Origin of the sequence: Lysobacter sp. H23M47 (assembly GCF_015209765.1) — a bacterium.
GTDB classification, from domain to species: Bacteria; Pseudomonadota; Gammaproteobacteria; order Xanthomonadales; family Xanthomonadaceae; genus Novilysobacter; species Novilysobacter avium.
The window spans coordinates 2,185,553-2,211,065 of the sequence record NZ_CP063658.1 but is presented as its reverse complement, the minus strand read 5'-3'; the positions used below and the strand labels follow the sequence as shown (position 1 = coordinate 2,211,065).

At 67.7% G+C, this 25,513-nt stretch carries 21 protein-coding genes; 15 read left to right on the top strand and 6 right to left on the bottom strand.

What is annotated here, in order from left to right; all coding sequences use genetic code 11:
* Positions 1 to 32 precede the first annotated feature (32 nt).
* The 12 genes from INQ43_RS10020 (at position 33) to lpxC (ending at position 15,264) form a co-directional block, all read left to right on the top strand.
* Positions 33 to 1,874, top strand: coding sequence for a penicillin-binding transpeptidase domain-containing protein (locus tag INQ43_RS10020; RefSeq protein ID WP_228062690.1), 1,842 nt, complete (start codon positions 33 to 35; stop codon positions 1,872 to 1,874).
* On the top strand, positions 1,871 to 3,391 hold the full coding sequence (locus tag INQ43_RS10015; protein ID WP_228062482.1) for a UDP-N-acetylmuramoyl-L-alanyl-D-glutamate--2,6-diaminopimelate ligase: 1,521 nt from the start codon (positions 1,871 to 1,873) through the stop codon (positions 3,389 to 3,391). Before INQ43_RS10020 ends, INQ43_RS10015 begins: the two co-directional genes overlap by 4 nt.
* Positions 3,388 to 4,818, top strand: a complete 1,431-nt coding sequence (murF, locus tag INQ43_RS10010) for a UDP-N-acetylmuramoyl-tripeptide--D-alanyl-D-alanine ligase (protein ID WP_194036340.1) — start codon at positions 3,388 to 3,390, stop codon at positions 4,816 to 4,818. Before INQ43_RS10015 ends, murF begins: the two co-directional genes overlap by 4 nt.
* Positions 4,808 to 5,890, top strand: coding sequence for a phospho-N-acetylmuramoyl-pentapeptide-transferase (gene mraY, locus INQ43_RS10005; protein WP_193984272.1), 1,083 nt, complete (start codon positions 4,808 to 4,810; stop codon positions 5,888 to 5,890). The genes murF and mraY overlap by 11 nt, the downstream gene beginning before the upstream one ends.
* Positions 5,890 to 7,245, top strand: coding sequence for a putative lipid II flippase FtsW (gene ftsW / locus INQ43_RS10000; protein WP_194036339.1), 1,356 nt, complete (start codon positions 5,890 to 5,892; stop codon positions 7,243 to 7,245). Before mraY ends, ftsW begins: the two co-directional genes overlap by 1 nt.
* Positions 7,242 to 8,378 (top strand): undecaprenyldiphospho-muramoylpentapeptide beta-N-acetylglucosaminyltransferase, encoded by a 1,137-nt coding sequence (gene murG / locus INQ43_RS09995; protein ID WP_343221384.1) that lies wholly within the window; start codon positions 7,242 to 7,244, stop codon positions 8,376 to 8,378. Before ftsW ends, murG begins: the two co-directional genes overlap by 4 nt.
* 8 nt (positions 8,379 to 8,386) lie before the next feature.
* On the top strand, positions 8,387 to 9,829 hold the full coding sequence (gene murC, locus INQ43_RS09990) for a UDP-N-acetylmuramate--L-alanine ligase (RefSeq protein ID WP_194037652.1): 1,443 nt from the start codon (positions 8,387 to 8,389) through the stop codon (positions 9,827 to 9,829).
* Between the two features lie 20 nt (positions 9,830 to 9,849).
* Positions 9,850 to 10,815 carry a D-alanine--D-alanine ligase gene (locus INQ43_RS09985; protein WP_305058401.1) on the top strand — a complete coding sequence of 322 codons (966 nt, stop codon included), beginning with the start codon at positions 9,850 to 9,852 and terminating at the stop codon, positions 10,813 to 10,815.
* Complete coding sequence (locus INQ43_RS09980) at positions 10,812 to 11,534, top strand: cell division protein FtsQ/DivIB (RefSeq protein WP_194034125.1); 723 nt, start codon at positions 10,812 to 10,814, stop codon at positions 11,532 to 11,534. The genes INQ43_RS09985 and INQ43_RS09980 overlap by 4 nt, the downstream gene beginning before the upstream one ends.
* A complete protein-coding gene (gene ftsA, locus INQ43_RS09975) occupies positions 11,518 to 12,768 on the top strand; it encodes a cell division protein FtsA (protein ID WP_194034124.1) in 1,251 nt (416 codons plus the stop codon). The genes INQ43_RS09980 and ftsA overlap by 17 nt, the downstream gene beginning before the upstream one ends.
* A 105-nt stretch (positions 12,769 to 12,873) precedes the next feature.
* A complete protein-coding gene (gene ftsZ / locus INQ43_RS09970) occupies positions 12,874 to 14,109 on the top strand; it encodes a cell division protein FtsZ (RefSeq protein WP_194036338.1) in 1,236 nt (411 codons plus the stop codon).
* A gap of 237 nt (positions 14,110 to 14,346) precedes the next feature.
* A complete protein-coding gene (lpxC, locus tag INQ43_RS09965; RefSeq protein WP_194036337.1) occupies positions 14,347 to 15,264 on the top strand; it encodes a UDP-3-O-acyl-N-acetylglucosamine deacetylase in 918 nt (305 codons plus the stop codon).
* A 191-nt stretch (positions 15,265 to 15,455) separates the two neighbouring features.
* Here the strand turns inward: lpxC and INQ43_RS09960 are convergent, their stop codons facing one another.
* Positions 15,456 to 15,914: a DUF721 domain-containing protein gene (locus tag INQ43_RS09960; protein WP_194036336.1), complete on the bottom strand. Its 459-nt coding sequence runs from the start codon at positions 15,912 to 15,914 to the stop codon at positions 15,456 to 15,458.
* A gap of 82 nt (positions 15,915 to 15,996) precedes the next feature.
* On the opposite strand from INQ43_RS09960, the gene INQ43_RS09955 reads away from it, so the two are divergent.
* The 3 genes from INQ43_RS09955 to INQ43_RS09945 all read left to right on the top strand — a co-directional run bounded on the left by INQ43_RS09955 (position 15,997) and on the right by INQ43_RS09945 (position 20,801).
* On the top strand, positions 15,997 to 16,830 hold the full coding sequence (locus INQ43_RS09955) for a M23 family metallopeptidase (protein WP_228062480.1): 834 nt from the start codon (positions 15,997 to 15,999) through the stop codon (positions 16,828 to 16,830).
* A gap of 158 nt (positions 16,831 to 16,988) precedes the next feature.
* The gene (secA, locus tag INQ43_RS09950) at positions 16,989 to 19,754 is read left to right on the top strand and encodes a preprotein translocase subunit SecA (protein ID WP_194036335.1); all 2,766 of its coding nucleotides are present in this window, start codon (positions 16,989 to 16,991) and stop codon (positions 19,752 to 19,754) included.
* 54 nt (positions 19,755 to 19,808) lie between these two features.
* A complete protein-coding gene (locus INQ43_RS09945) occupies positions 19,809 to 20,801 on the top strand; it encodes a Nudix family hydrolase (RefSeq protein ID WP_194036334.1) in 993 nt (330 codons plus the stop codon).
* 122 nt (positions 20,802 to 20,923) lie between these two features.
* On the opposite strand, the gene coaE is transcribed toward INQ43_RS09945, so the two are convergent.
* The 5 genes from coaE to INQ43_RS09920 form a co-directional block, all read right to left on the bottom strand.
* Positions 20,924 to 21,544 carry a dephospho-CoA kinase gene (coaE, locus tag INQ43_RS09940; RefSeq protein WP_194036333.1) on the bottom strand — a complete coding sequence of 207 codons (621 nt, stop codon included), beginning with the start codon at positions 21,542 to 21,544 and terminating at the stop codon, positions 20,924 to 20,926.
* 82 nt (positions 21,545 to 21,626) lie between these two features.
* On the bottom strand, positions 21,627 to 22,490 hold the full coding sequence (locus INQ43_RS09935) for an A24 family peptidase (RefSeq protein ID WP_193984256.1): 864 nt from the start codon (positions 22,488 to 22,490) through the stop codon (positions 21,627 to 21,629).
* 13 nt (positions 22,491 to 22,503) lie between these two features.
* Positions 22,504 to 23,763, bottom strand: a complete 1,260-nt coding sequence (locus INQ43_RS09930) for a type II secretion system F family protein (protein ID WP_194036332.1) — start codon at positions 23,761 to 23,763, stop codon at positions 22,504 to 22,506.
* Between the two features lie 221 nt (positions 23,764 to 23,984).
* A complete protein-coding gene (locus INQ43_RS09925; RefSeq protein ID WP_194036331.1) occupies positions 23,985 to 25,214 on the bottom strand; it encodes a type II toxin-antitoxin system HipA family toxin in 1,230 nt (409 codons plus the stop codon).
* Positions 25,211 to 25,513 carry a helix-turn-helix transcriptional regulator gene (locus INQ43_RS09920; protein ID WP_228062479.1) on the bottom strand — a complete coding sequence of 101 codons (303 nt, stop codon included), beginning with the start codon at positions 25,511 to 25,513 and terminating at the stop codon, positions 25,211 to 25,213. The genes INQ43_RS09925 and INQ43_RS09920 overlap by 4 nt, the downstream gene beginning before the upstream one ends.

Sequence of the window (25,513 nt, the reverse complement as noted above, 5' to 3'; positions counted from 1 at the left end):
GCGAGCGTCTTGGCCTGGGCGCCAGGACCCGCATGCGCGGTCGCAGCAATTACAACATCCGTCATCGCATGGCCCTGGTCGGCGGCGCGCTGGCGATCTGCTCGGTGGCGCTGGTGGCGCGCGCGCTGGACGTGCAGGTGCTCAACAACGATTTCTACGTTCGCCAGGGCGATGCGCGCTCGCTGCGCGAACTGCCGATCCCGACTTCGCGCGGCATGATCACCGACCGCAATGGCGAACCGCTGGCGGTCTCGACCCCGGTGGATTCGCTGTGGGCCAATCCGCCGCAACTGCTGCAGCATCCGGACCGCATCCCCGAGCTGGCGCAGGCGCTGGGCGTGCCGGCCGATGAGCTGGCCCGCAAGCTCAGCCAGCGCGCCGACAAGGAGTTCATGTACCTGGCGCGGCGGATGAATCCCGAGCGCGCCAAGCAGGTCCTCGATCTGGGCGTGCCTGGCGTGTTCAACCAGCGCGAGTTCCGCCGGTTCTACCCGCAGGGCGAGGCGATTGCCCACGTGCTGGGCTTCACCAACATCGACGACCGCGGCCAGGAAGGCCTGGAGCTGGCCTTCGACAGCTGGCTCAGCGGCGTGCCGGGCGCGAAGCGGGTGATCCGCGACGGCCAGGGCCGGATCATCGAGAACGTCGACCTGATCCGTCCCGCCGAGCCCGGCCACGACCTCACCCTGACGATCGACCGCCGGGTGCAGTACCTGGCGTTCCGCGAGCTGCGCCACGCGCTGCACGAGGCCAAGGCCTCGGCCGGCTCGGCGGTGGTGCTGGACGTGGACACCGGCGAGGTGCTGGCCATGGCCAACCTGCCCAGCTACAACCCCAACCAGCTCGATGGCGGCGGTGGCGACACCCGCCGCAACCGCGCCGTCACCGACGTGGTGGAACCCGGTTCGACCATGAAGCCGATCACCGTCGGCGCCGCGCTGACCGCCGGCACGGTCAGCCTGGACACCGTGGTCAACACCAACCCCGGCACCATGCGCAACGGCCGCTACACGATCAGCGACTTCCGCAACTACGGCGCGCTGACCGTCACCGGCGTGCTGACCAAGAGCTCCAACGTCGGCGCGGCCAAGCTGGCGCTGGCGCTGCCGGACGCCGGTTTCTACGAGTTCATCCACGGCTTCGGCTACGGCAACAAGCCCGGCAGCGGGTTTCCCGGCGAAGCCTCCGGGCTGCTGGCCGCGCCGGGCCAGTGGAGCGGCACGACCAAGGCCACCATGTCCTATGGCTACGGCCTCTCGGCCACCCCGCTGCAGATTGCCGTCGCCTACGCGGCGATTGCCAACGGTGGCCGGGTCATCGCGCCGACCTTCGTCAAGGGCCAGCGCAACGAATCCACCCAGGCGATGAGCCCGGAAGTCGCACGCCAGGTGCTGACGGCGATGCAGACGGTCACCGAGAACGGCGGCACCGCCACCCGTGCTGCGATCCTGGGTTACCACGTCGCCGGCAAGACCGGGACCTCGCGCAAGTTCAGCGGCACCGGCGGCTATTCGCGCCAGTACATCGCCCTGTTCGCCGGGGTGGTGCCGGTGGAGAACCCGCGGTTCGCGATGGTCGTGGTGATCGATGATCCCGACGCCAGCAAGGGCCACGGCTACGGCGGCGGTGCGGTCGCCGCGCCGGTGTTCAAGAGCGTGATGGAAGGCACGCTTCGCCTGATGGACGTGCAGCCCGACGATATCGAGACCTGGCTGGCGGCCCAGGCGGACGCGCGTGACAAGCGGATCCGCGCCAATGGTGGCAAGCCGCTGGCGGGCGTGCCGGTGCTGCCGCAGGCGGCGCAGGAGCCCGAGCCGCCGGTTTATGAGCCCGCCGACCTGCCGGCGCCGGTCAGCATCGGAGTCGCGCCATGAGCGGCATGCCGAAGCTGCGCGTTCCGCAGGCACATCCGCGCCGCATGCCACTGGCCGAACTGCTGCCGGACGTGGCCGGGATTCCGGCCGGGCTGGAAATCTCTGGCCTGGTCCAGGACAGCCGCGAGATCCGCGCCGGCGACGCCTTCGTGGCGATCGGCGGCTTTGGTACCCACGGGCTGAAGTTCGTTGAGCAGGCGCGCGCTGCGAACGCGGCGGTGATCCTCTACGAGCCGCCCGCCAGCGCCGACACGCCGGCGCCGGCGGATGCGATCGCCGTGCCCGGCCTGCGCTCGCGCATGGGCGCGATGGCCGACCGCTTCCACGCCCGGCCCAGCGCCGCGATGCGGATGGTCGGTGTTACCGGCACCAACGGCAAAACCTCCACGGTCCAGTTGCTGGCCCAGGCCTGGCAGTTGTTGGGCGTGCGCGGCGCCAGCATCGGCACCCTGGGCGTCGGCTTCGACGGTGCGCTGGTGCCGACCGGGTTCACCACGCCGCTGGTGCTCAACGTGCACGCGTTGCTGGCCGGCCTGCGCGACGGCGGCGCCGAAGCGGTCGCGATGGAAGTCAGCTCGCACGCCCTGGACCAGGGCCGTGTCGATGGCGTCCATTTCGACGTGGGCGTGTTCACCAACCTCAGCCGCGACCACCTCGACTACCACGGCGACATGGACACCTACGCGGCGGCCAAGGCGCGCCTGCTGGCCTGGCCGGGACTGCAGGCGGCGGTGGTCAATCTGGACGATGCGCACGGACGCGCGATGCAGGCGGCGCTCCCCGCCAGCGTCAATGCGATCGGCGTGAGTTCGCGCGGCAATGCGTTGGCGGCGATCCAGGCCGATGACGTGCAGCTCGACAACGCCGGCGCCACGTTCCAGCTCGTGTTCCACGCGCAGCAGGGCGGGCAGCGCCACCCGGTGCGTTCGGCGCTGTTGGGTCGCTTCAACGTCGACAACCTGCTGGCGGTCGCCGGCGCGCTCCTCGGGCTGGGGGTCGCGCCGCAGGACATCGCGACCGCGCTGAACCAGTTGCGTCCGATCCACGGCCGCATGAACCGCCTTGGCGGCACGGATGGCAAGCCGCTGGTGGTGGTCGACTTCGCCCACACGCCCGATGCGCTGGAGCAGGCGCTCGCGTCCCTGCGCGACCACGTCACCGGCCATCTGTGGTGCGTGTTTGGTTGCGGGGGCGAGCGCGACCGCGGCAAGCGCCCGCAGATGGCGGCGATCGCCGAGGCCGGCGCCGACGCAGTCGTGGTCACTGATGACAACCCGCGCCACGAGGACGGCGATGCGATCGTGGCCGACATCCTCGCCGGGTTTGCCCAGCCTGCGGACGTGGTCGTGCTGCGCGACCGGGCCGCCGCGATTGCACATGCGGTCGGCCGGGCCGGGGCGGACGACATCGTGCTGATCGCCGGCAAGGGCCACGAGCCCGACCAGGACATCGCCGGCGTCAAACACCCATTCGATGACACGCAGGTCGCGGGCGCGGCACTGGAGCGACGGGCATGAAGCCGCTGCAACTATCCGAAATTGCCCGCATGGTCGGCGGCCGCCTGCACGGCGACGACGTCCTGGTGGAGGCGATCGCTACCGACACCCGCAAACTGCCGGCCGATGGACATGCGTTGTTCGTCGCGCTGAAGGGCGAGAACTTCGACGGCCACGAGCACGGCGCAGCGGCGGTGCAGGGCGGGGTCGCGGCGGTGCTGGTGTCGCGACTGCTCGAGGTGTCCGTGCCGCAGGTGCTGGTCGCCGATACCGAGCGCGCACTGGGCGACTTCGCCGCGGCGGTGCAGCGCCAACGCAGCGGCCACGTGGTCGCGATCACCGGCAGCAACGGCAAGACCAGCGTCAAGTCGATGCTGCTGGCGATCCTGGAGCGCGTCGCTCCCGCGTACGCCAACCCGGGCAACTTCAACAACGAGATCGGCCTGCCGCTGTCGGTATTGGCCGCGCCCGAAGACGCGCGTTTCTCGGTCTACGAGATGGGCGCGGGCAAGCCGGGCGACATCGCCTACCTCGCCGCGATCGCACGCCCGGACGTGGTCCTCGTCAACAACATCGCGCCCGCCCACCTGGAGCGGATGGGCAGCCTGCTCGGCGTGGCCGATACCAAGGCGGCGATCTACGACGCGCTGCCGCCGCAGGGCGTGGCGGTGATCAACGCCGATGACGCGTTCGCGCCGTATTTTGCCGAGCGCGCCCACGGCCGCCGGCTGGTCCGGTTCGGCCTGGATGCCAGCGCCGATGTGACCGCGCGCGACGTCGTTGCCGGCGTGGACGGGTCGCGTTTTACCCTGGTCACGCCGGACGGAACCGTTCCGGTGACGCTTGCCCTGCGCGGGCGTCACAACGTGCGCAATGCGCTGGCTGCCGCGTCGCTGGCCGTCGGCCTGGGCGTGTCGCTGGAGGCGATTGCGCAAGGCCTGCAGGCGGCAGTGCCGGTCGATGGCCGCATGGTCGCCCGGTCGTTGGGCAACGGCGCCACCTTGATCGACGACAGCTACAACGCCAATCCCGGCTCGCTGGCCGCCGCGATCGACACGCTGGCGGCGATGCCCGGCGCGGGCTGGCTGGTCATGGGTGACATGCGCGAACTGGGCGCCGATGCCGAGGCCATGCATGCCCAGGCCGGACGCCAGGCACGGGCCGCGGGCCTGCAGCGGCTGTTTGCGCTGGGCAGCCTGAGCGCCGCCGCGGCTGCGGAATTCGGCGACGGCGCCAGCGTGCATGCCGACCACGCCGCATTGGCCGACGCGCTGGCGACCGCGCTGGAGCAGGCCGCGCTGGTGCAGGACGCGCTGATGCAGGACCAGGGCACGCCGGTGAACGTGCTGGTGAAGGGTTCCCGCGGCAGCGCGATGGACAAGGTCGTGACGGCATTGCTGTCGATGCAACGCCCCACGGGGCCGGAGGACGATACCGATGCTGCTTGAACTGGCGCGTTGGCTCGAGCAACTGGACAGCCTGTTCGGTCTGTTCAACTACCTGACATTCCGGGGCATCCTGAGTGCCTTGACCGCACTCGCCCTGTCGTTGTGGTGGGGGCCGGCGGCGATCCGCAAGCTGGCCCAGTACAAGGGCGGCCAGCCGATCCGCAGCGACGGCCCCGAAAGCCACTTCTCCAAGGCGGGTACGCCGACCATGGGCGGTGGCCTGATCCTGCTGACCGTGCTGGCCTCGGTGCTGCTGTGGGGCGACCTGCGCAACAAGTATGTGTGGGTGGTGCTGGCGGTGATGGTCGCCTTCGGCGCCATCGGCTGGTACGACGACTGGATCAAGATCGTCCACCGCGATCCCAACGGACTCAAGTCGCGGTGGAAATACCTGCTGCAGTCGATCTTCGGGCTCGCGGCGGGTGTGGTCCTCTATATGACCGCGGATGTCCCGGCGGCCACCACGTTCTACATACCGATGTTCAAGTCGCTCGCCTTCCCGATGGGTGCCGGGCTGATCGTCGTGGCCTATTTCTGGATCGTCGGTTTCTCCAACGCGGTCAACCTGACCGACGGGCTGGACGGCCTGGCGATCATGCCGACCGTGCTGGTCGCCTGCGCGCTGGGCGTGTTCGCCTATGCCTCCGGCAACGCGGTGTTTTCCGAATACCTGCAGATCCCGCCGGTGCCGGGGGCGGGCGAGCTGGTGATCATCTGCGCCGCGATTGCCGGCGCCGGACTGGGATTCCTGTGGTTCAACACCTACCCGGCGATGGTGTTCATGGGCGACATCGGCGCGCTGGCGCTGGGCGCCGTGCTGGGCGCGATCGCGGTGATCGTCCGCCAGGAGCTGGTGCTGGTGATCATGGGCGGCGTGTTCGTCATCGAGACGCTCTCGGTGATGATCCAGGTCGCCTCGTTCAAGCTGACCGGCAAGCGCGTGTTCCGGATGGCGCCGATCCACCACCACTTCGAACTCAAGGGCTGGCCGGAGCCGCGGGTGATCGTGCGTTTCTGGATCATCTCCGTGGTGCTGGTGCTGGTCGGACTGGCCACGTTGAAGGTGCGCTGATGAACGATTCCGCGCGCCAGGCCACCCGCATCGACGACATCCAGGGTCGCCTTGACCCGTGGCTGCTGGCCGTGGTGCTGGCGCTGTCGTCGCTGGGACTGGTGATGGTCGGTTCCAGCTCGATCTCGCAGCACCCCGATCCCTTCCACTACCTGACCCGGCACCTGGTGTTCCTTGCCGGTGGCCTGGTGCTGGCGGTGTGGGCGACGCGGATCGAGTTGCGCACGGTGGAGCGCTACAACCAGCTGATGCTGCTGGCCTGTTTCGTGCTGCTGCTGTTGGTGTTCGTGCCGGGCCTGGGCGTCAGCGTCAAGGGCGCGCACCGCTGGATCAACGTGGGCGTGTCGAACTTCCAGGTGGTGGAGGCGGTCAAGGTCCTCTTCATCATCTGGCTGGCGAGCTACCTGGTGCGCTTCCGCGACGAGGTCAATGCAACCTGGATCGCCATGCTCAAGCCACTGGTGGTCGTGGCGGCGCTGGTCGGGCTGCTGTTGCTGCAGCCGGACTTCGGTTCGTCCTCGCTGCTGCTGGCGATCACCGCCGGACTGCTGGTGCTGGGCGGGGTCAACATGCCGCGGATGTTCCTGCCGGTGCTGATCGGGCTGCCGGCGCTGGCGTTCATCGCCGTGCTTGAGCCGTACCGCATGCGCCGGCTGACCTCGTTCATGGATCCCTGGGCGGACCCGTTCAATTCCGGCTATCAGCTGACCAACGCGCTGATGGCCGCCGGGCGCGGCGAGTGGCTGGGCGTGGGGCTGGGCAGTTCGATCCAGAAGCTCTCCTACCTGCCCGAGGCGCATACCGACTTCATCCTGGCGGTGATCGCCGAGGAACTGGGTTTTGTGGGCGTCTGCGCGATCATCGCGCTGTACGCGGTGCTGGTGGGGCGCGCGTTCTGGATCGGCCTGCAGTGCGTTGAGATGCGCCGCCATTTCTCGGCCTACCTGGCGTTTGGCATCGCGCTGTGGATCGGCCTGCAGAGCTTCGTATCGATCGGCGTAAACCTCGGCCTGCTGCCGACCAAGGGTCTGACCCTGCCGCTGATTTCCTCCGGCGGCTCCAGTGTCCTGATGACCTGCGCGGCGATGGGACTGCTGCTGCGGGTGTCCTACGAGCTGGAGCGGGCCAAGCGCCAGATGGCGCGACTGCGTGGTGACGCCGCGCGCGAAGACGTGCACGCAGAGACGGCCTCCATCGCAGGCGGCAGACCGCATCACGTCGCCGGACCCACATCCGCAAGCGCGCCCAATTGTCCGGCTGCGGCACCGGCATTTGCCCGCAAGCGCGCCGATTCAGGCCGCGGCACGAGCCGGCTGCAGCAGCGCATCGAGCCGACGCTTGGGGGAATGGCATGAACGCCGCCGTTGACCCGCGTCCGGTGATGATCCTCGCCGGCGGCACTGGTGGGCATATTTTCCCCGGCCTCGCCGTGGCCCGGCAACTGACGGCGCGCGGCGTGCCGGTCACCTGGCTGGGCGCGGAAGGCGGCATGGAAACGCGCCTCGTGCCCGCCCAGAACATCCCGATCGACACCATTGCGGTGCGAGGCGTGCGCGGCAAGGGTGTCACCACGTTGCTGGCTGCCCCGGTCAAGCTGTTGTCCGCCGTGCGGCACGCCGCGGCTGTGCTGCGCTCGCGGCGCCCACGCGCGGTGATCAGCTTCGGTGGCTATGCGGCCGGGCCCGGCGGTCTGGCGGCCCGCCTGGCCCGGATCCCCTTGTTCGTGCACGAGCAGAACCGCGCGGCAGGCATGACCAACCGCGTGCTGGCTCGCCTCGCCCAGCGGGTTTTGACGGGATTCCCGGACACCTTTGCCAACGAGGAAGTGGTCGGCAACCCGGTGCGCGAGGAGATCGTGCAGGTTCCCGCGCCGGCGCAGCGCTTCGCCGGCCGCCAGGGGCCCTTGCGCCTGCTGGTCCTGGGCGGCAGCCAGGGCGCGCGCGCCTTGAATACCGCGGTACCGCAGGCGCTGTCATCGCTCCGCGAGAGGATTGGACCGGTAGAGGTGCGTCACCAGTGTGGCCAGGCGCAGGTCGAGGACGCCGAGCGCCGCTACGCCGATGCCGGCGTGCCGGCGAGCATCGAGCCCTTCATCGCCGACATGGCAGACGCCTATGCATGGGCCGACCTGGTGGTGTGCCGCGCCGGCGCCCTGACCCTGGCCGAACTGTGCGCGGTCGGCGTGGGCAGCGTGCTGGTGCCGTTCCCGCAGGCGGTCGACGACCACCAGACCCGCAACGCGCGTTATCTGGTCGACCGCGACGCGGCCGTGTTGCTGCCGCAGGCGCCTGCCGACGACCTTGCCGAGCGCATGGTCGCGGCCATCGAGAGCATCTGCGGGCGCGACGAGCTGCTTCGCCTTGCCACCGCCGCGCGTGCGCTGGCGCTGCCGGACGCCGCCAGGCGCGTCGCCGACATCGTGCTGGCCGGTTCGACCGGCCGCGAGCTTCCTTCTTCCCCCCAATCCTCCCAGGAGCCCGCTGCATGAGCAGTACCGTGCGCCGCCGGCTGCAACACGATGGTGATCTGGCCAAGGCCTTCCCGCGCGTCCATTTCATCGGCATCGGCGGCACCGGCATGAGCGGCATCGCCGAGGTGATGTGCACGCTGGGCTACCAGGTGTCCGGCTCGGACCGCGCCGACAACGCCGTGACCCGGCGCCTGTCGCGCCTGGGCATCGACGTCCATCAGGACCACGCTGCCGCCAACGTGCTAGGTACCGACTGCGTAGTCGTCTCCAGCGCGATCCGCGATGACAATCCGGAAGTGGTCGAAGCGCGCACGCAGCGCATCCCCGTGGTCCCCCGAGCCGAGATGCTGGCAGAGCTGATGCGCTTCAAGCGCGGCATCGCCGTTGCGGGCACCCACGGCAAGACCACGACCACCTCGCTCACCGCAAGCGTGCTGGCCGAGGGCGGTATCGATCCGACCTTCGTCATCGGTGGGCAGCTGCTCGCGGCCGGCGCCAACGCCAAGCTGGGCGGTGGCGACTGGCTGGTGGCCGAGGCCGACGAGAGCGACGGCAGCTTCCTGCGCCTGAGCCCGCAGATCGCGGTGGTCACCAATATCGATGCCGACCATCTGGAAAATTACGGCGGCGACTTCGCCAACGTCCAGGCGGCGTTCGGCGAGTTCATGCTGCGGCTGCCGTTCTACGGCCTCGCGGTGCTGTGCATCGACGATCCCGAAGTCGCCGCGCTCGCCGAGCGCACGCCGCGCCACGTGATGACCTACGGCCTGTCGGCGGAGGCCGACGTGCGCGCCGAGGACGTCACCCAGACCGGCGCGCGGATGCATTTCACCCTGTGCCTGCCCGGCGGCGAGCGCTGCCCGGTGACCCTGGCGCTGCCCGGCGGACACAACGTGCTCAACGCCCTGGCCGCGGCGGCGGTGGGCTGGCAGCTGGGCGTGGAGCCGGCCGCGATCGCCAGCGCGCTGGAGGCATTCGCCGGCATCGGACGCCGCTTCAACGTGCTGGCCGACATTGCCTTGCCGCGGGGCGGCACGGCCACCGTGGTCGACGACTACGGCCACCACCCCAACGAATTGGCGGCGGTGTTCCAGGCCGCCCGCGGCGGCTGGCCCGAGCGCCGCCTGGTGGTCGCCTTCCAGCCGCACCGCTACAGCCGTACCCGCGACCTCTTTGACGATTTCGCCGCCGTGCTGTCCGACGTCGATGCGCTGATCCTCACCGAGGTCTACGCGGCCGGCGAGGCACCGATCGCCGGCGCCGACGAGCGCGCCCTGGCCCGCGCTATCCGCGCCCGCGGGCGCATCGACCCGGTCGTGATCGGGCCGGTGGCCGAACTGCCCGAGGTCCTCGCCGATGTGCTCGAGGACGGCGACCTGCTGCTGTTGATGGGTGCCGGCGATATCGGCCACGCCGCGCAACAGCTTGCCTTCGATGGACTCCCCACGACCCAGGAAGGTGACGCGTGAGTATCCCGACTGCCCCGCACATCGCCCCGCAACGCACCACCGATCCGACCCGATTCGGCCGGGTGGCGGTGCTGATGGGTGGCACCAGCGCCGAGCGCGAGGTTTCGCTGGATTCCGGCCGCAACGTGCTCGAAGCGCTGCAGGCGCGCGGTGTCGACGCGTTTGCCGTCGACGGCATCCCGGCGCTGGTCGAGCGTGTGCGCCAGGGCGGCGTGGACCGCGTGTTCAACATCCTCCACGGCAACAAGGGCGGAGGCGAGGACGGCGTGTTGCAGGGCGTGCTCGAGGTGCTGGGCGTGCCCTACACCGGTTCCGGCGTGCTCGGCTCGGCGTTGTCGATGGACAAGATCCGCACCAAGCAGGTCTGGCTCAGCTGCGGCTTGCCGACGCCGCGCTTTGTCCGCCTGGTCAACGGCGATGACATGCACGCCGCCGCGCGCTCGCTCGGCCTGCCGGTGTTCGTCAAGCCCTCCTGCGAAGGCTCCAGCGTCGGCGCGTTCCGGATACTGGAGGAGGCCGATCTCGCCGCCGCGCAGGCCTTTGCCGCCAACTACGACGGCGAGCTGCTGATGGAGCAGATGATCGTTGGCGACGAGCTGACCGTGGGCGTGCTCGACGACGGCACCGGCCCGCGCGCGCTGCCTTCGATCCGGATCGTGCCCAAGGGTGAGTGGTACGACTACAACGCCAAGTACATGGCCGACGACACCCAGTACCTGTGCCCCGGCGTGGAAGACAGCGCCGAAGCCGAGCTGCAGCGCATCGCGCTGGCCGCTTTCGAGGCCGTTGAATGCCGCGGCTGGGGCCGGGTGGACGTCATGCGCGACCGCGCCACCGGCGCCTTTTATCTGCTCGAGGTGAACACCGCACCCGGCATGACCAGCCATTCGCTGGTGCCCAAGGCCGCCGCCCAGCTCGGCATCGGCTTCGAGGAACTGTGCTGGCGCGTTCTGGAAGGGACCCTCGCGGAGGTGGCAGGCCGGTGAACGCCCTTCTGCGCCTGCTGGGTTGGCTGCTCGCGGTGGCACTCGTCGTCCTGCCGGTGGTCGGCCTGCTCAACGGCTGGGTCGGTGCCGAGCACTGGCCGCTGAGCAAGCTGCGTGCCACCGCGCAGTTCCAGCGCGTGGACGAGACCCTCCTGCGCGACACCCTGATGCCGTTCGCGCGCCAGGGCTATTTCGCGGTCGATCTGGACGCGGCGCGCGCGGCCGTGGCCGCACTGCCCTGGGTCGAGCACGCCGAGGTCCGCAAGCGCTGGCCCGACGTGCTGGAAGTGCACCTGGCCGAGCACGTCCCGTTCGCGCGCTGGGATGACAACCAGCTGCTGTCCGAGCAGGGCCGGCTGTTTCCCGCCGCCAACATCGACATCCCCGCCGATTTGCCGTTGCTGGGCGGGCCGGACACGCGCATCGACGAGGTGGTCGAGCTCTACAACCAGACGCGGACGATGTTTGCCCCGCTCGGACTGGAGGTGCGCGAGGCCCGCCTGGACCCGCGCGGCAGCTGGACGCTTCGCCTGGACAACGGCGCCGAGGTCATCGTCGGCCGCCACGAGGCGCGCGGTCGCCTCAACCGCTTCGTGCGCCTGTTGCCGCAACTGCTGGCCCAGCAGACGCAGGTACTGGCGCGCGCCGATCTTCGCTACACCAACGGTTTCGCACTCGTGTGGGCCGACAGCAGGGAAAACCATGAATCGCAAGGGTGACAAACATCTGATCGTCGGCCTCGACATCGGCACCTCCAAGGTGGTGGCGCTGGTGGGCGAGTACAGCCCCGGCGACACCGGCCCCGACAACCCGATCGAGGTCATCGGCATCGGCAGCCACGAGTCGCGCGGCCTGCGCCGGGGCGTGGTGGTGGACATCGAATCCACCGTGCAGTCGATCCAGCGCGCGATCGAGGAGGCCGAGCTGATGGCCGGCTGCGAGATCCGCTCGGTCTACGCGTCCATTTCCGGCAGTCACGTGCAGTGCCGCAACTCGCAGGGCATCGCCCCGATCCGCGACGGTGAGGTCAGCGTGGCCGACCTGGACCGGGTGCTGGACGCGGCCAAGGCGGTCGCGATTCCGGCCGACCAGAAGATCCTCCACGCGATCCCGCGCGACTACGTGCTGGACCATTCGCAGGAAGGCATCCGCAACCCGATCGGCATGACCGGCGTGCGCCTGGAAGTGCATGCCCACTTAGTGGTGTGCGCGCAGTCGGCCGCCGCCAACGTCAGCAAGTGCGTGCAGCGCTGCGGCCTGCAGGTCGACAGCCTGATCCTGGGCGTGCTGGCCTCGGCCAACGCGGTGCTGACCAGCGACGAGCGCGAGCTGGGCGTGGTGCTGGTCGACATCGGCGCGGGCACCACCGACATCGCGGTGTTCGTGCAGGGCGCGATCGCGCACTCGGCCAGCCTCGGCATCGCCGGCGACAAGGTCACCGAGGACATCGCCCACATGCTGCGCACGCCGACGCCGGAGGCCGAGCAGATCAAGGTCCGCTACGCCTGCGCGCTGGCGCAGATGGCCACTGCCGAGGAATCCATCCAGGTGCCTTCCGTCGGAGACCGCGCGCCCCGGCGCATGCCGCGCGCCTCGCTGGCGCAGGCCGTCCAGGCCCGTTACGAGGAAATCTTCGAGATGGTCCAGGCCGAGCTGCGCCGCAGCGGCTTTGAGCAGCACGTGCGCGCCGGAATGGTGCTCACCGGCGGCGCCTCAAAGATGGAAGGCGTGGTGGAACTTGCCGAGGAAATGCTGCAGATGCCGGTGCGGGTGGGCATCCCCCAGCACGTCACCGGCCTGGGCGAGGTGGTGGGCAACCCGGTCCACGCCACCGGTGTGGGGCTGCTGCTGATGGGCAGCCAATTCGAGAATCCGCGCCGTCCGGTGATCAACACCGGACGCGCAGGTTCGCTCTTCAACAAGCTCAAGAGCTGGTACAGCGACCACTTCTGAGCAGCGGTGCACGACAGCGGCGGGCGAGACGGCAGACGAACAAACGCGGCACGCAACACGAAAGACCACGGCAGCAACCAAAACTAGACCAACGAGGACACGGACATGGCACATTTCGAACTGGTGGAAAGCATGGCGCCCAACGCGATCATCAAGGTGATCGGCGTCGGCGGCGGAGGCGGCAATGCGGTCGCCCACATGGTCAGCAACAACGTTGACGGGGTGGAGTTCATCACCGCCAACACCGACTCGCAGGCGATCAAGAACTGCGGCGCCAAGCTGCAGCTGCAGCTGGGCAACAACGTCACCAAGGGCCTGGGTGCAGGCGCCAACCCCGAGGTCGGCCGCCAGGCCGCGCTGGAGGACCGCGAGCGCCTGATGGACGCGCTGGAAGGCGCCGACATGGTGTTCATCACCGCCGGAATGGGCGGTGGTACCGGGACTGGCGCGGCGCCCGTCGTGGCCCAGCTGGCCAAGGAGATGGGCATCCTGACTGTCGCCGTGGTGACAAAGCCGTTCCCGTTCGAGGGTCGCCGCCGCATGCAGGTCGCGCTCAAGGGCATCGAGGAGCTGAGCCACCACTGCGACTCGCTCATCACCATTCCCAACGAGAAGCTGATCACCGTGCTGGGCCGCAACGCGACCATGGTGCAGGCGTTCCGCGCCGCCAACGACGTCCTGCTGGGCGCCGTGCAGGGCATCGCCGACCTGATCGTGCGTCCGGGCCTGATCAACGTCGACTTCGCCGACGTGCGCACCGTCATGTCCGAGATGGGCCTGGCGATGATGGGCAGTGGCGCCGCCAAGGGCGACGACCGTGCCCAGGCCGCCGCCGAGGCCGCCGTGCTCAACCCGCTGCTGGACGACGTCAACCTGCAGGGCGCCAACGGCATCCTGGTCAACATCACCGCCGGCCCGGATTTCACGATGGCCGAGTTCGATGAGGTCGGACGCACCGTGGAGGCGTTTGCCTCCGAGGACGCAACCATCGTCATCGGCACCGTGCTGGATCCGGACATGCAGGACGAAGTGCGCGTGACCGTCGTTGCCACCGGCCTCAACCGCGGTGCCGGCAGCAAGATCAAGGGTGTCGAGGGCAACCGTGCGCCGATCCAGCTGGTCCGCAACGCCACCACCGGCCAGCCGGAATTCCCGGTCGACGCGATTTCCTCCTCGTCAGCCTCCTCGTCGGAGTCGCGCGCGCCGTCGGTGCCGAGCTTCAGCAGCAGCCTGCGCGGTGAGTCCGCGAAATCCGAACCCGCCCCGGCGACGGGCGCGGCCGACTTCGGTCCTGACAGCTACCTCGACATCCCGGCCTTCCTGCGTCGCCAGGCGGACTGATCGGCCGCATGCCGACGGAATGCCCTGGTAGTAGAGCTGTAATGCCGTAGTCCGGTTCGTCTTGGCTCCGCGGGTGTCCTCGCGGGGCATTTGGGCCGGTCGTCCGCCATCAGGCGCGGCGACCGGTCATTTTCCGCCCATACCGGCGGGAACGTTGTTCAGGGCCAATTGATCTGCCTCCAATAGGCTGCGTGGTACCGTTACCCGGTTTTTCCGTCTTCAGGCACACCTATTCCCATGCTGCGTCAGCGCACCCTCAAGAACGTGATCCGCGCCACCGGCGTGGGGCTGCACAGCGGCGAAAAGGTCTTCCTCACGATGCGTCCGGCACCGATCGACGCTGGCATCGTTTTCCGTCGCATCGACCTGGATCCGGTGGTCGACATCCCGGCGCGCGCCGACCTCGTTACCGAGACCACGTTGTGCACCGGGCTCAGCCTGGGTGCGGCCAACGTGCAGACGGTCGAGCACCTCATGTCCGCCCTGGCGGGTTTGGGCATCGACAACGCCTACATCGACCTGTCCGCGGCCGAAGTGCCGATCATGGACGGCTCGGCCGGCCCCTTCGTGTTCCTGCTGCAATCGGCGGGGATCGTCGAGCAGGACGCCGCCAAGCGCTTCATCCGCATCCTGCACCCCGTCGAGGTGCGTGATGGCGACAAGTTCGCCCGTTTTGAGCCGCACGACGGCTTCCGGGTCGGTTTCACCGTGGTGTTCAAGCACCCGGCGATCCCCGATTCGCAGTCGCGCGCCGAAGTCGAGTTCTCGACCATCAACTACATCAAGGAAGTCAGCCGCGCGCGCACCTTTGGCTTCATGCGCGACCTGGAGTACATGCGCGAGCGCAACCTCGGCCTGGGCGGGTCGATGGACAACGCCATCGTGCTCGACGAGTTCCGCGTCCTCAATGAGGACGGCCTGCGCTACGCCGACGAGTTCGTGCGGCACAAGATCCTCGACGCTATCGGCGACCTTTACCTGGCCGGGCACGCCGTCATCGGCGCCTACGAGGGCTTCAAGTCCGGCCACGCGCTCAACAACAAACTGGTGCGCGCCCTGCTGGCCGAAGAGTCGGCCTGGGAAATCGTCAGCTACACCGAGGACGAGGATCCGCAGGCCATCACGACCGCGTTTGGGCGTCTGGCGACGGTCTGAGACCCACTTCTCCGCCCGTTTCCGGGCCGCCGTGCATGCATCACGAATGTGACTGCTTCACGTAGAATTAACAGTTATTTCACGCTGAAACCCCGGACTTTTAACAAATCCGGGGTTTCAGCGCTTTAGGATGCCCCGTCGATGTTCACTTGTTCGTCACGGCGATTAACGCGCTACGACGTTGCAAGGATTCATCCGGCGTCATCCGTCCCATCGGGGTCGGTGGTTTTGAGGGACGCCAGCGCAGCCTCGAGCGATTTTTTCGCGGCCGCGGACATGGTCACGGTTTTCGCGGGCGCCGGAGGGGCCGGTGCGCGCGAAGGAAGGCTTGTCTTGATGACGACTTCCGCCGCGTCCAGACCCACGGAGCGGGCACCTGACAACAGTTCCGGAGCGAGCAGGCGAAGTTTGGCCCGCCACACCGGGGAATCCACCAGATAAACGAGCCTGCCGTGCTCGTGATTCGCCAGCCGCGCATGCGCGGACAGCGGGAACGGCAGGAGTGGCCTTAACCGGCGGTCCAGTTCGTCGAGCCACAGGGCACGGCGGATCGTGTTACCCGCAGGCACCGCCAGCAGCGCATCCAGCGCCGCGGTCGGAGTCGAAGGGAGGCGCGATGACTTCGCCGGTTTGGGTTGGAATTCAGACATCGGACTTATGACCTATCAAGACATCCTAAATAAATCGCGTGGTACCTGGGCTTCACTCGCCCACCGCGCGCTTCAGGCCGCCATGCAGCGCCCCTTGGGCGCCGGCGCGGTACTTCTGGGTGGCGGGCTGATGCTCGGCCTGGGTACAGGCTACGCGGCCAACCACGGCTTGCGCGACCAGGTCGCCCAGCAGCAGGTGCAGATCGACTCGGCCCAGGCCGACGCGCAACGTGAAATCAATGCCCTGGCGGCGCGTCTGGGTGAGCTGCAGGCCGAAGCCAACCGGCTCAATGCCCTGGGCAAGCGCCTGACCCGCATCGGCCAGTTGCAGGATGGCGAGTTCGACTTCAACGAGCCCGTCGGCATGGGCGGTGTCGGCCCGGTGGAAGACATGCCCAAGGGCGAGCTCGACCAGGGCCTGTCGGAACTGGGCGAGCAGTTCCGCGCTTCCGGCGAGCAGCTTTCGGTGCTCGAATCGCTGCTGTTCAACCGCCAGCTGGACATGAACGCGGTGCCGTCGCGCGAGCCGATCGAGAGCTACATCACCTCCAATTTCGGCCACCGCGCCGACCCGTTCCGCGGCGGTCGCGCCTTCCACAAGGGCATCGACTTCAAGGCCAACGTCGGCGATCCGGTTATGGCCGTGGCTGACGGGGTGGTGAGCTTCTCAGGTGTGCGCAGTGGCTACGGCAACACCATCGAGATCGACCACGGCAACGGCTACGTCACCCGTTACGCACACAACTCGCGGCTGAGCCTGAAGGTCGGCGGCCTGGTCCGCGCCGGCGAGGAAGTCGCCAAGGCGGGCTCCAGCGGCCGCTCCACCGGTGCCCACGTGCACTTCGAGGTGTGGCAGAACGGCCAGGCCGTCAATCCGAAGAAATTCCTCAACCAGCAGTCGCCATTGCACGGCTGATCCGGTCGCGCGCAGAGGGAGTTTGCGCTGGTGGGTGGCGATGCGGCGGGCTTGATAGGCGCCCGCCCGCCCCCACGCTAGAATAGGCGTTTACCAAGACAGGGTGCCCCGCGCCCTGTTTTTGTTTCCGCCGTCATGTAATCCGACTGGAACCATCCATGCTCAACAACATGCTTACCCGTGTCTTTGGCAGCCGCAACGACCGTTTCCTCCGTCAGCTGCAGCGCACGGTCGTCAAGATCAACGCGCTCGAGCCGGACATGGAGAAGCTCAGCGACACCGAGCTGCAGGCCAAGACGCCGGAGTTCAAGCAGCGGCTGAAAGATGGCGCCAAGCTCGACGACCTCCTGCCCGAGGCGTTTGCGGTCTGCCGCGAAGCATCGCGCCGCGTGCTGGGCATGCGTCCGTATGACGTGCAGCTGATCGGCGGCATGGTGCTGCACCTGGGCAAGATCGCGGAGATGCGCACCGGCGAGGGCAAGACCCTGGTCGGCACGCTGCCGGTCTACCTCAACGCGCTGACCGGTGACGGCGTGCACCTGGTCACCGTCAACGACTACCTGGCCCGGCGCGACTCGGCCTGGATGGGCGAGCTCTACAACTGGCTGGGCCTGAGCGTGGGCGTGGTGTATCCCAACATGCCGCACGGCGACAAGGCCGAGGCCTACGCCGCCGACATCACCTACGGCACCAACAACGAATTCGGCTTCGACTACCTGCGCGACAACATGGCGCTGTCGAAGGAGGACCGCCACCAGCGCGGCCTGAACTTCGCGATCATCGACGAGGTCGACTCGATCCTGATCGACGAGGCGCGCACGCCGCTGATCATCTCCGGCCCGGCCGAGGATTCCCCCGAGCTGTACATCAAGGTCAACCGCATCGTGCCGTCGCTGGTGCGCCAGGAGACCGAGGAAGGCGAGGGCGACTACTGGGTCGACGAGAAGGGCAAGCAGGTCCACCTCTCCGAGGAAGGCCAGGAACACGCCGAGCAGCTTCTGCGCGACGCCGGCATCCTCGGTCCCGACGAGGACGAAGGCCTGTACTCGCCGGCCAACCTGGCCGTCGTCCACCACCTCAACGCCGCGATGCGCGCCCACGCCATCTACCAGAAGGACGTGGACTACATCATCCGCGACGGCGAGATCGTGATCGTGGACGAGTTCACCGGCCGCACACTGGCCGGCCGGCGCTGGTCGGACGGCCTGCACCAGGCGGTGGAGGCGAAGGAAGGCGTGCCGGTCCAGCGCGAGAACCAGACGCTGGCCTCGATCACCTTCCAGAACCTGTTCCGGATGTACAACAAGCTGGCCGGCATGACCGGCACGGCCGATACCGAGGCCTTCGAGTTCCAGAGCATCTACGGCCTGGAAGTGGTGGTGATCCCGACCAACCGCCCGGTCAAGCGCATCGACAGCCCGGATGCGGTGTTCCTCAACCGCGCCGGTAAGTACCGCGCGGTCGCCGCCGAGATCAAGGAGGCTCACGCCAAGGGCCAGCCGGTGCTGGTGGGCACGACCTCCATCGAGGTCTCCGAGATGCTTAGCGAGCAGTTGACCGCTGAGGGCATCCACCACGAAGTGCTCAACGCCAAGCAGCATGAGCGCGAGGCGACCATCGTCGCCCAGGCCGGTCGTCCCGGCGCGATCACCATCGCCACCAACATGGCCGGTCGCGGTACCGACATCGTGCTGGGCGGATCGGTGGACAACGAGATCGCGATGCTGGAAGCCGAGACCGGCGAGCCCGTCGACGAGGCCACCCGCGCGCGCCTGAAGGCCGAATGGAAGGAGCGCCACGAGGCGGTCAAGGCCGCTGGCGGGCTGCACATCGTGGGCACCGAGCGCCACGAAAGCCGCCGCATCGACAATCAGCTGCGTGGCCGTGCCGGCCGTCAGGGCGACCCGGGTTCCTCGCGCTTCTACCTGTCGCTGGAAGACAACCTGATGCGCATCTTCGCCGCCGACTGGGTGCAGAAGGTGATGGCGCGGATGGGCCTGAAGGAAGACGACATCATCGAAAGCCCGCTGGTGTCCAAGCAGATCGCCAACGCGCAGCGCAAGGTCGAGGCGCACAACTTCGACATCCGCAAGAACCTGCTGGATTTCGACGACGTCAACAACGACCAGCGCAAGGTGATCTACGGCCAGCGCAACGAACTGCTGGAAGCCGAGAGCGTCCAGGACAACATCGAGGGCATCCGCGAGGACGTCATCAACGCCGCGATCGCGCGGTTCGTGCCGCCGAACTCGATCGACGAGCAATGGGACCTGCCCGGTCTGGAGGCCCTGATGGCCGCCGACTTCAACATGCAGATCGACGTGCAGGGCTTCGTCAACGGCCGCGAGGAGATCGACGACGAGACGGTCACTGAATTCGTCGTGGAAGAGGTCAACCGCCAGGTCGCCGAGCGCGAACGCCAGCTGGGCGCGGAAACCATGCGCATGCTGGAGAAGCACTTCATGCTCAACGTGCTCGACCAGAGCTGGAAGGAGCACCTGGCGCAGATGGACTACCTGCGCCAGGGCATCCACCTGCGCGGCTACGCCCAGAAGCAGCCCAAGCAGGAGTACAAGCAGGAAGCCTACCTGCTGTTCTCCAACATGCTGGAGAAGGTCAAGCACGACGTCATCAGCCTGCTGGCGCGCGTGCGCATCCGCAGCGAGGACGAGGTCGCCGCGCTGGAAGCACAGGAACGCGCGCAGGCCGAGGCGCAGGCCAAGCAGATGCAGTTCCAGCACGCCAGCTCCGGCGGTTACAGCGCCGATGAAGAGGCGGCCGAAGCCCAGCAGGCGCTGGCCCGCGGCGCGGCCAATGCCGAAGTCACCCGCGTCGGCCGCAACGAGCCGTGCCCGTGCGGCAGCGGCAAGAAATACAAGCATTGCCATGGTCAGCTGGTCCGACCCCAGCCCCAACGGCAGTAGATGGCGGATGCCCAGTGCATCCGCCCCGATGAACGCCCCGGCGGTGCATCGACGATGAGCGAAACAGCGCCAACGCGCTTCGTGCGCGTGGTTGCAGGAGTGATAGGCGATGCGCGCGGCCGCATCCTGCTGGCCCAGCGCACCGGCGCCAGCGACCTGGGCGGCTTGTGGGAGTTCCCAGGTGGCAAGATCGATCCCGGCGAGAGCCCCGAGCACGCGCTGGTGCGCGAGCTGGATGAGGAGCTGGGCATCCAGGCCGAGGTCGGCGAGGCGGTCATCACCGTCCCGCAGCTTTACCCGGACAAGCGCCTGACCCTGGACGTGCGCCACGTGACGCGGTGGCAGGGCAACCCACGCGGACGGGAAGGGCAGGCCCTGCTGTGGGTGCCGCCGCGCAAGCTCGCCCTTTACCGGATGCCGCCCGCCGACCGGCCGGTGGTCGCGGCCCTGCAGCAGCCGGACCGGTATCTGGTTACGCCGGATGTGGGGGAGCTCACTGCCGGGTTGGGTGGCGCGGAACTCGAGGCGGCGGAGCAGGCGTGGCTGGATGCGCTGGAGCGCACGCTGGCCACCGGCATTTGCCGTGTCCAGTTGCGTTCGCCGACCGCGAATCCGCAGCGCTGGGCGCGTCTTTGCAAGTCCGCCGTTGAGCTCTGCCAGGCCCCGTCAGCCGAAGCTCTGGTCAACGGCGATCCTGAGCTCGCCGCGCGGCTGGGCGTCGGCGTGCACCTGCGCTCGGATCAGCTCGGCGCCTACCTCGATCGACCGGTTGGTGGCGACGTGCCGCTGGCGGCGTCCTGCCACACGATGGATGACCTGCGCTCGGCGGAGCGCTTGGGCTGCAACTTCGTGGTGCTGGGCAACGTGAAGCCGACCGCGAGCCACCCCGGCCGGGACGGCATCGGCTGGGAGGCGTTTGCTGCCATGCGCGAGCACGTCTCTATGCCGATCTATGCCATCGGTGGAATGGGAATCGACGACATGGATGACGCGCGCGCCCATGGAGCGCAAGGGATTGCGGCGATACGTGGGCTTTGGGTCGGCTGAGGTACCACGAAGGTCTCGTCAGCGGCCCATGAGTCTCGCCGCGCGTGTCACATGCACATATCCGGTGGGCTAATTCAGATGGAGCTCCGGCAAGAAGTGCTGCCCGGCGCGTATCCCAATCCTCAGGCGGCGACTGCCGCTGCCAGCGCGCGAAAGGACCGATCCAGCGCCGCGATGTGCCCATCCAGCGTGTCCAAGCCACCGTCGTTGACGATGATGTCGTCTGCGATCGCCAGGCGCTGCGCGCGAGTGGCTTGGGCGGCGATCATCGCGTCGGCCAGCGCCGCATCCACGCCGTCGCGCTGCATCAGGCGGGCATGCTGGACTGCCACTGGCACATCCACCACCAGAATGCGTCCCAGCCATGGGTACGCCGTGCGACCACCCCCCTCGGCCAGCAGCGGCACTGCCGCAATGGCGTAAGCACCGTCCGCCTGCTCGCACATCGCGCGCACCTTGGTGCGGATCCGTGGATGGACGATGGCTTCCAGCCGTTTGCGCTCATCGGTGTCGGTGAAGACCCGCTCGCGCATCGCGGCGCGGTCCAGATCACCGTCGGCGGTGAGGATTCCAGCGCCGAACGTATCCACCAATTCCGCCAAGCCGTCCGAGCCGCGGGCGACCGCCTCGCGTGCGGCGACGTCGGCATCGGCGACGACCACGCCGAGCGCCTCGAAACGCCGGGTGACTTCACTCTTGCCCGCGGCGACGCCGCCGGTGACTCCGATGATGTAGTTGCTCATGCGGCGCAGGATGTCATGGCGCGGGATTTCTTGGATCGCGACACGAGCGGACAAGGAGCCACGCCGCTCGCGCGCACTTCCGTCAGGCCAGTCCCGAGATCCGCATATAGCCGCCGATCAACTGCTCGCCCCAGAAGAAGATGATCCATCCGGCGACTGCGAGATACGGCCCGAACGGGATCGGCGTGGCCTTGTCGCGGCCTTTCGCGGCCAGCCAGATCGAGCCGATGATGGCGCCCACCAGCGAGGACAGCAGTACGGTCGGCAGGATGCCTGCCAGGCCGGTCCAGGCCCCAATCGCGGCCAGCAGCTTGAAGTCGCCGTGGCCCATGCCTTCCTTGCCGGTGATCTGCTTGAACAGCCACCACACCACCCACAGGCTCAGGTAGCCGACGACGGCGCCGATCACTGCCGGTTTGGCGGCTATGTAGAGGTTGTCGACGGCCGCGATCAACCCGAGCCACATCAATGGCAGGGTCAACTGGTCAGGCAGCAGTTGCGTGCGCAGGTCGATACCGGACAGCGCGATCAGGAAGCAGGTGAACACCATTGCCCCGAAGCCCTGCCAGCCGAAGCCGAAGCGGGCGACGCAAGCGACCATCAACACCGCGGTCAGCAGCTCCACCAGGGGGTACTGCGCCGAGATGCGCGCCTTGCAGCTGCGACAGCGCCCGCGCAGGGCCAGCCAGCTGAACAGCGGGATGTTCTCGTACCAGGACAGCTGGTGCTTGCAGTGCGGGCAGTGCGAGCGTTCCACCACGATGCCCGGCGGCGGCGGATCGTAGGTCTCCGGCTCGCCGAGGATCTCGCGGCTGTCGCGCTGCCACTGCCACTCCATCCGGCGCGGCATGCGCAGGATCACCACATTGAGGAAACTGCCCAGCAGCAGGCCGAAACCGGCGACCAGTGGGTAGCCGATTTCGGGGTTCTGATCGAGAAATGCCATGCCCTATTTTGCCTCAACCCACCACGGCGCCAAGCTTGAAGATCGGCAGGTACATGGCAATCACCATGCCGCCCACCACCACGCCCAGGAACACCATGATCATCGGCTCCAGCAGGCTGGACAGCGCGTCCACGGCGTTGTCGACTTCCTGCTCGTAGAACTCCGCGACCTTCAACAGCATCGTGTCCAGTGCGCCGGCTTCCTCGCCGATGGCCACCATCTGCACCACCATGTGCGGGAACAGGTTGACCTGCTTCATCGCCATATTGACCGAGTAGCCCACGGCCACGTCGTCGCGGATGCGGTGCACAGCCTTCTCGTAGACGATGTTGCCGGTGGCGCCGCCGACCGTATCCAGGCCTTCCACCAACGGCACGCCGGCGCGAAAGGTCACGGCCAACGTCCGAGCGAAGCGGGCGATGGCGGAGTTGTGGATGATCTGGCCGACCACCGGCACCTTCAGGATCATACGGTCGAGGAAAAACTGGAACGCGACCGAGCGGTTCTTCGCCATGATGAAGGCCACCACGGTAGCCACCGCGACGATCAGGATCAGCCACCACCACGCCACCATGAACCGGCTCAGCTTGATGATCAGCATGGTGAACGCCGGTAGCTCGGCGCCGAAGCTGGCAAACACGTCCTCGAACATCGGCACCACGAACACCAGCAGGATCGCGCTGACGATCAATGCGACCGCAACCACGGCCGCTGGGTAGAACATCGCCTTCTTGATCTTGCCCTTGAGCGCCTCGGTGTTTTCCTTGTAGGTCGCCACCGTATCCAGCACCGTTTCCAGCACACCGGCCGACTCACCGGCAGCCACGAGGTTGCGGAACAGCAGGTCGAACTGGACCGGATGCTGGCCCAGCGCCTCGCTCAGTGAAGAGCCGCTCTCGACCTCGGAGCGGATCGAGTTGACCAGCACCTGCATCCTGGGGTTCTTGTTGCCGCTGGCGATGATCTCCAGCGCGCCGACGATGGGCACGCCGGCCTTCATCATCGTGGCAACCTGTCGCGCGAACACCGCAATGTCCTGCGGCGTCACCTTCTTGCCGGCACTGAACAGCGGCTTGGGCTTGATCTTGACGACCTTGGGCGTGATGCCCATGCGGCGCAGCTCGGCGCGCACGAAGTTGGCGTTCTTCGCGGTCTGCTCGCCCTTCATGGTGATGCCGCGCTTGTCGGTGCCTTCCCAGACGAACAGCGGCGTCGCTTCGGCGCGCCGTGGCGCCACGACGGGTTTCTTGGCGGCAGTGCGGCTGACAGACATAGCGTGTTTCCCCAGTGTCACTTGTTGATTAGTGCAGCGCGGCGCGCCGGCATCGGTACGCCATCCCCGGGCGATCCGCCGCCATCCCCGGGCCACGGATCACCGGCACGCGCCCGCAACCTCAAACGGGACATGCCGTGCGCCAGCATATCCTGACCCGGTGCGTCGCGATAGCAACGCCGGTCACATACGCCTGATCAGTCCTTGGTCACCCGGTTGATCTACATCCGCCGCCGGTTTGCCTCGATCCGCCCGGTGATGTGGTCGACCGTGCCAGTGCGTACCGGAAATTCCCCGGCCATCACCTTGAAATGCCCGGCGACGTCAACGCATCTGGCGATGATGTCAAGGGCCTCCCGCGTGTCGATGCCAGCCTCGTCTGCCAAACGCAGCAGGTCTTTACGGGTGGGGGCACGTCCCTCGCCGCAGATGTCCGTCTGGTGTTCTCCCCGGGGGCCTTCGTTGAAGGTCAGGTCGTACGCCGGGGACACCGTCCATTGCCTGTCCTGCCGCAGCCGGAAGGAAAAGTTCTTGGCATGATCGTCACGGTTGTTGAAAACCACGTTGAACACGCAGCGCGCATAGCCCTTGGCGACCTCACGCTCGTCACGGGTCATGAAACGGGTCAAGCGGAGCAGGGTGGTGTAGTCGAGCGATGGCATCCGGAAGTCCATGTCCAGCGCGCCGGCGGCGGTATGCATGGGCACCCGCATGCCATCCTCGCGGTCGAACCTGTCCACCCCGAATGCGGCCAGATTGCTGTCCAGATCGAAATAGTGCGAAGCGGGCATCTGAATCCCGCAGGCGGCTGCCAGCCGGGCGTACAGCGCTTCGATGGCGCACACCTCCTTGTGCTCGTTTCCGGCTTGGAACTTGACCAGCCACGGCGTACCGCTGCCTTGCTCCGAATTGGACATGTGTCCGGACGCCGGGTCGAAGTTCACCAGGACCTTGGGCCGCGCACCTTGTGGTGAGCCGCCCAGCAGAGCCAACTCACGCAATACGTCCCCGCTCTCCGTACCTGTCGCGCTTTGCACCTCGCGCACCCGCATGGCGAGCTCGATCAGTTGCACGTCTGCAGGCTCAAGCTCGCCCTCGCTGGGCGGCTCAAATGACAGCGCGCCCATCGCGGTGTCGCCAATAAAGGCGAGGCGGTCCAGCGCCGATATGCGGGCGGGATTGCGTCCTTCCCGGCGGAAAATCCGGTCCATCAGCAGCATGCCCCAGCCATCGGGCAGGGCGTCCGCGATCAGTCCCGGCAGGTACAGCTGATATCCGGGGAAGCCACCGTAGGCCTGCTCGCGCAAGGGCAGGCGCAGAGGGGACAGTTCGAGCCCCTGCTGCAATGCCACGGGTGAGTACTCGAACAGCACCTGCGTGCCGTCGTCCCCCAGGTGACCCAGGACGTAGCGCTCCCCCCAGCCCGCGTAGATCACGCTGAGCTTTTTCACGTGCGCTTCCTTGGCGCGCGCTGCCGGGGCTTGCTGGCCTGCTCCATGCTTTTGAGGGATGTGGCGCGGGTGTCGAGCAGGGGCGCGAGCTGTTCGGACATGCCCAATGCCATCAGCACCCTGATAAACGCATCCAGTGTGGCCTGACCTTCGCGCTCGATGTTGCGCAGGGTGGGCACCGATATGCCCGCCCGCGCGGCCAGCTCGGGTTGCGACAGGCTGCGGGTCAACCGGTGGTGGCGAACCCGTGTCCCCAGTTCGCGGCTGACCTCACCCGGCGTCGCCAAGTTAAAGCTCAA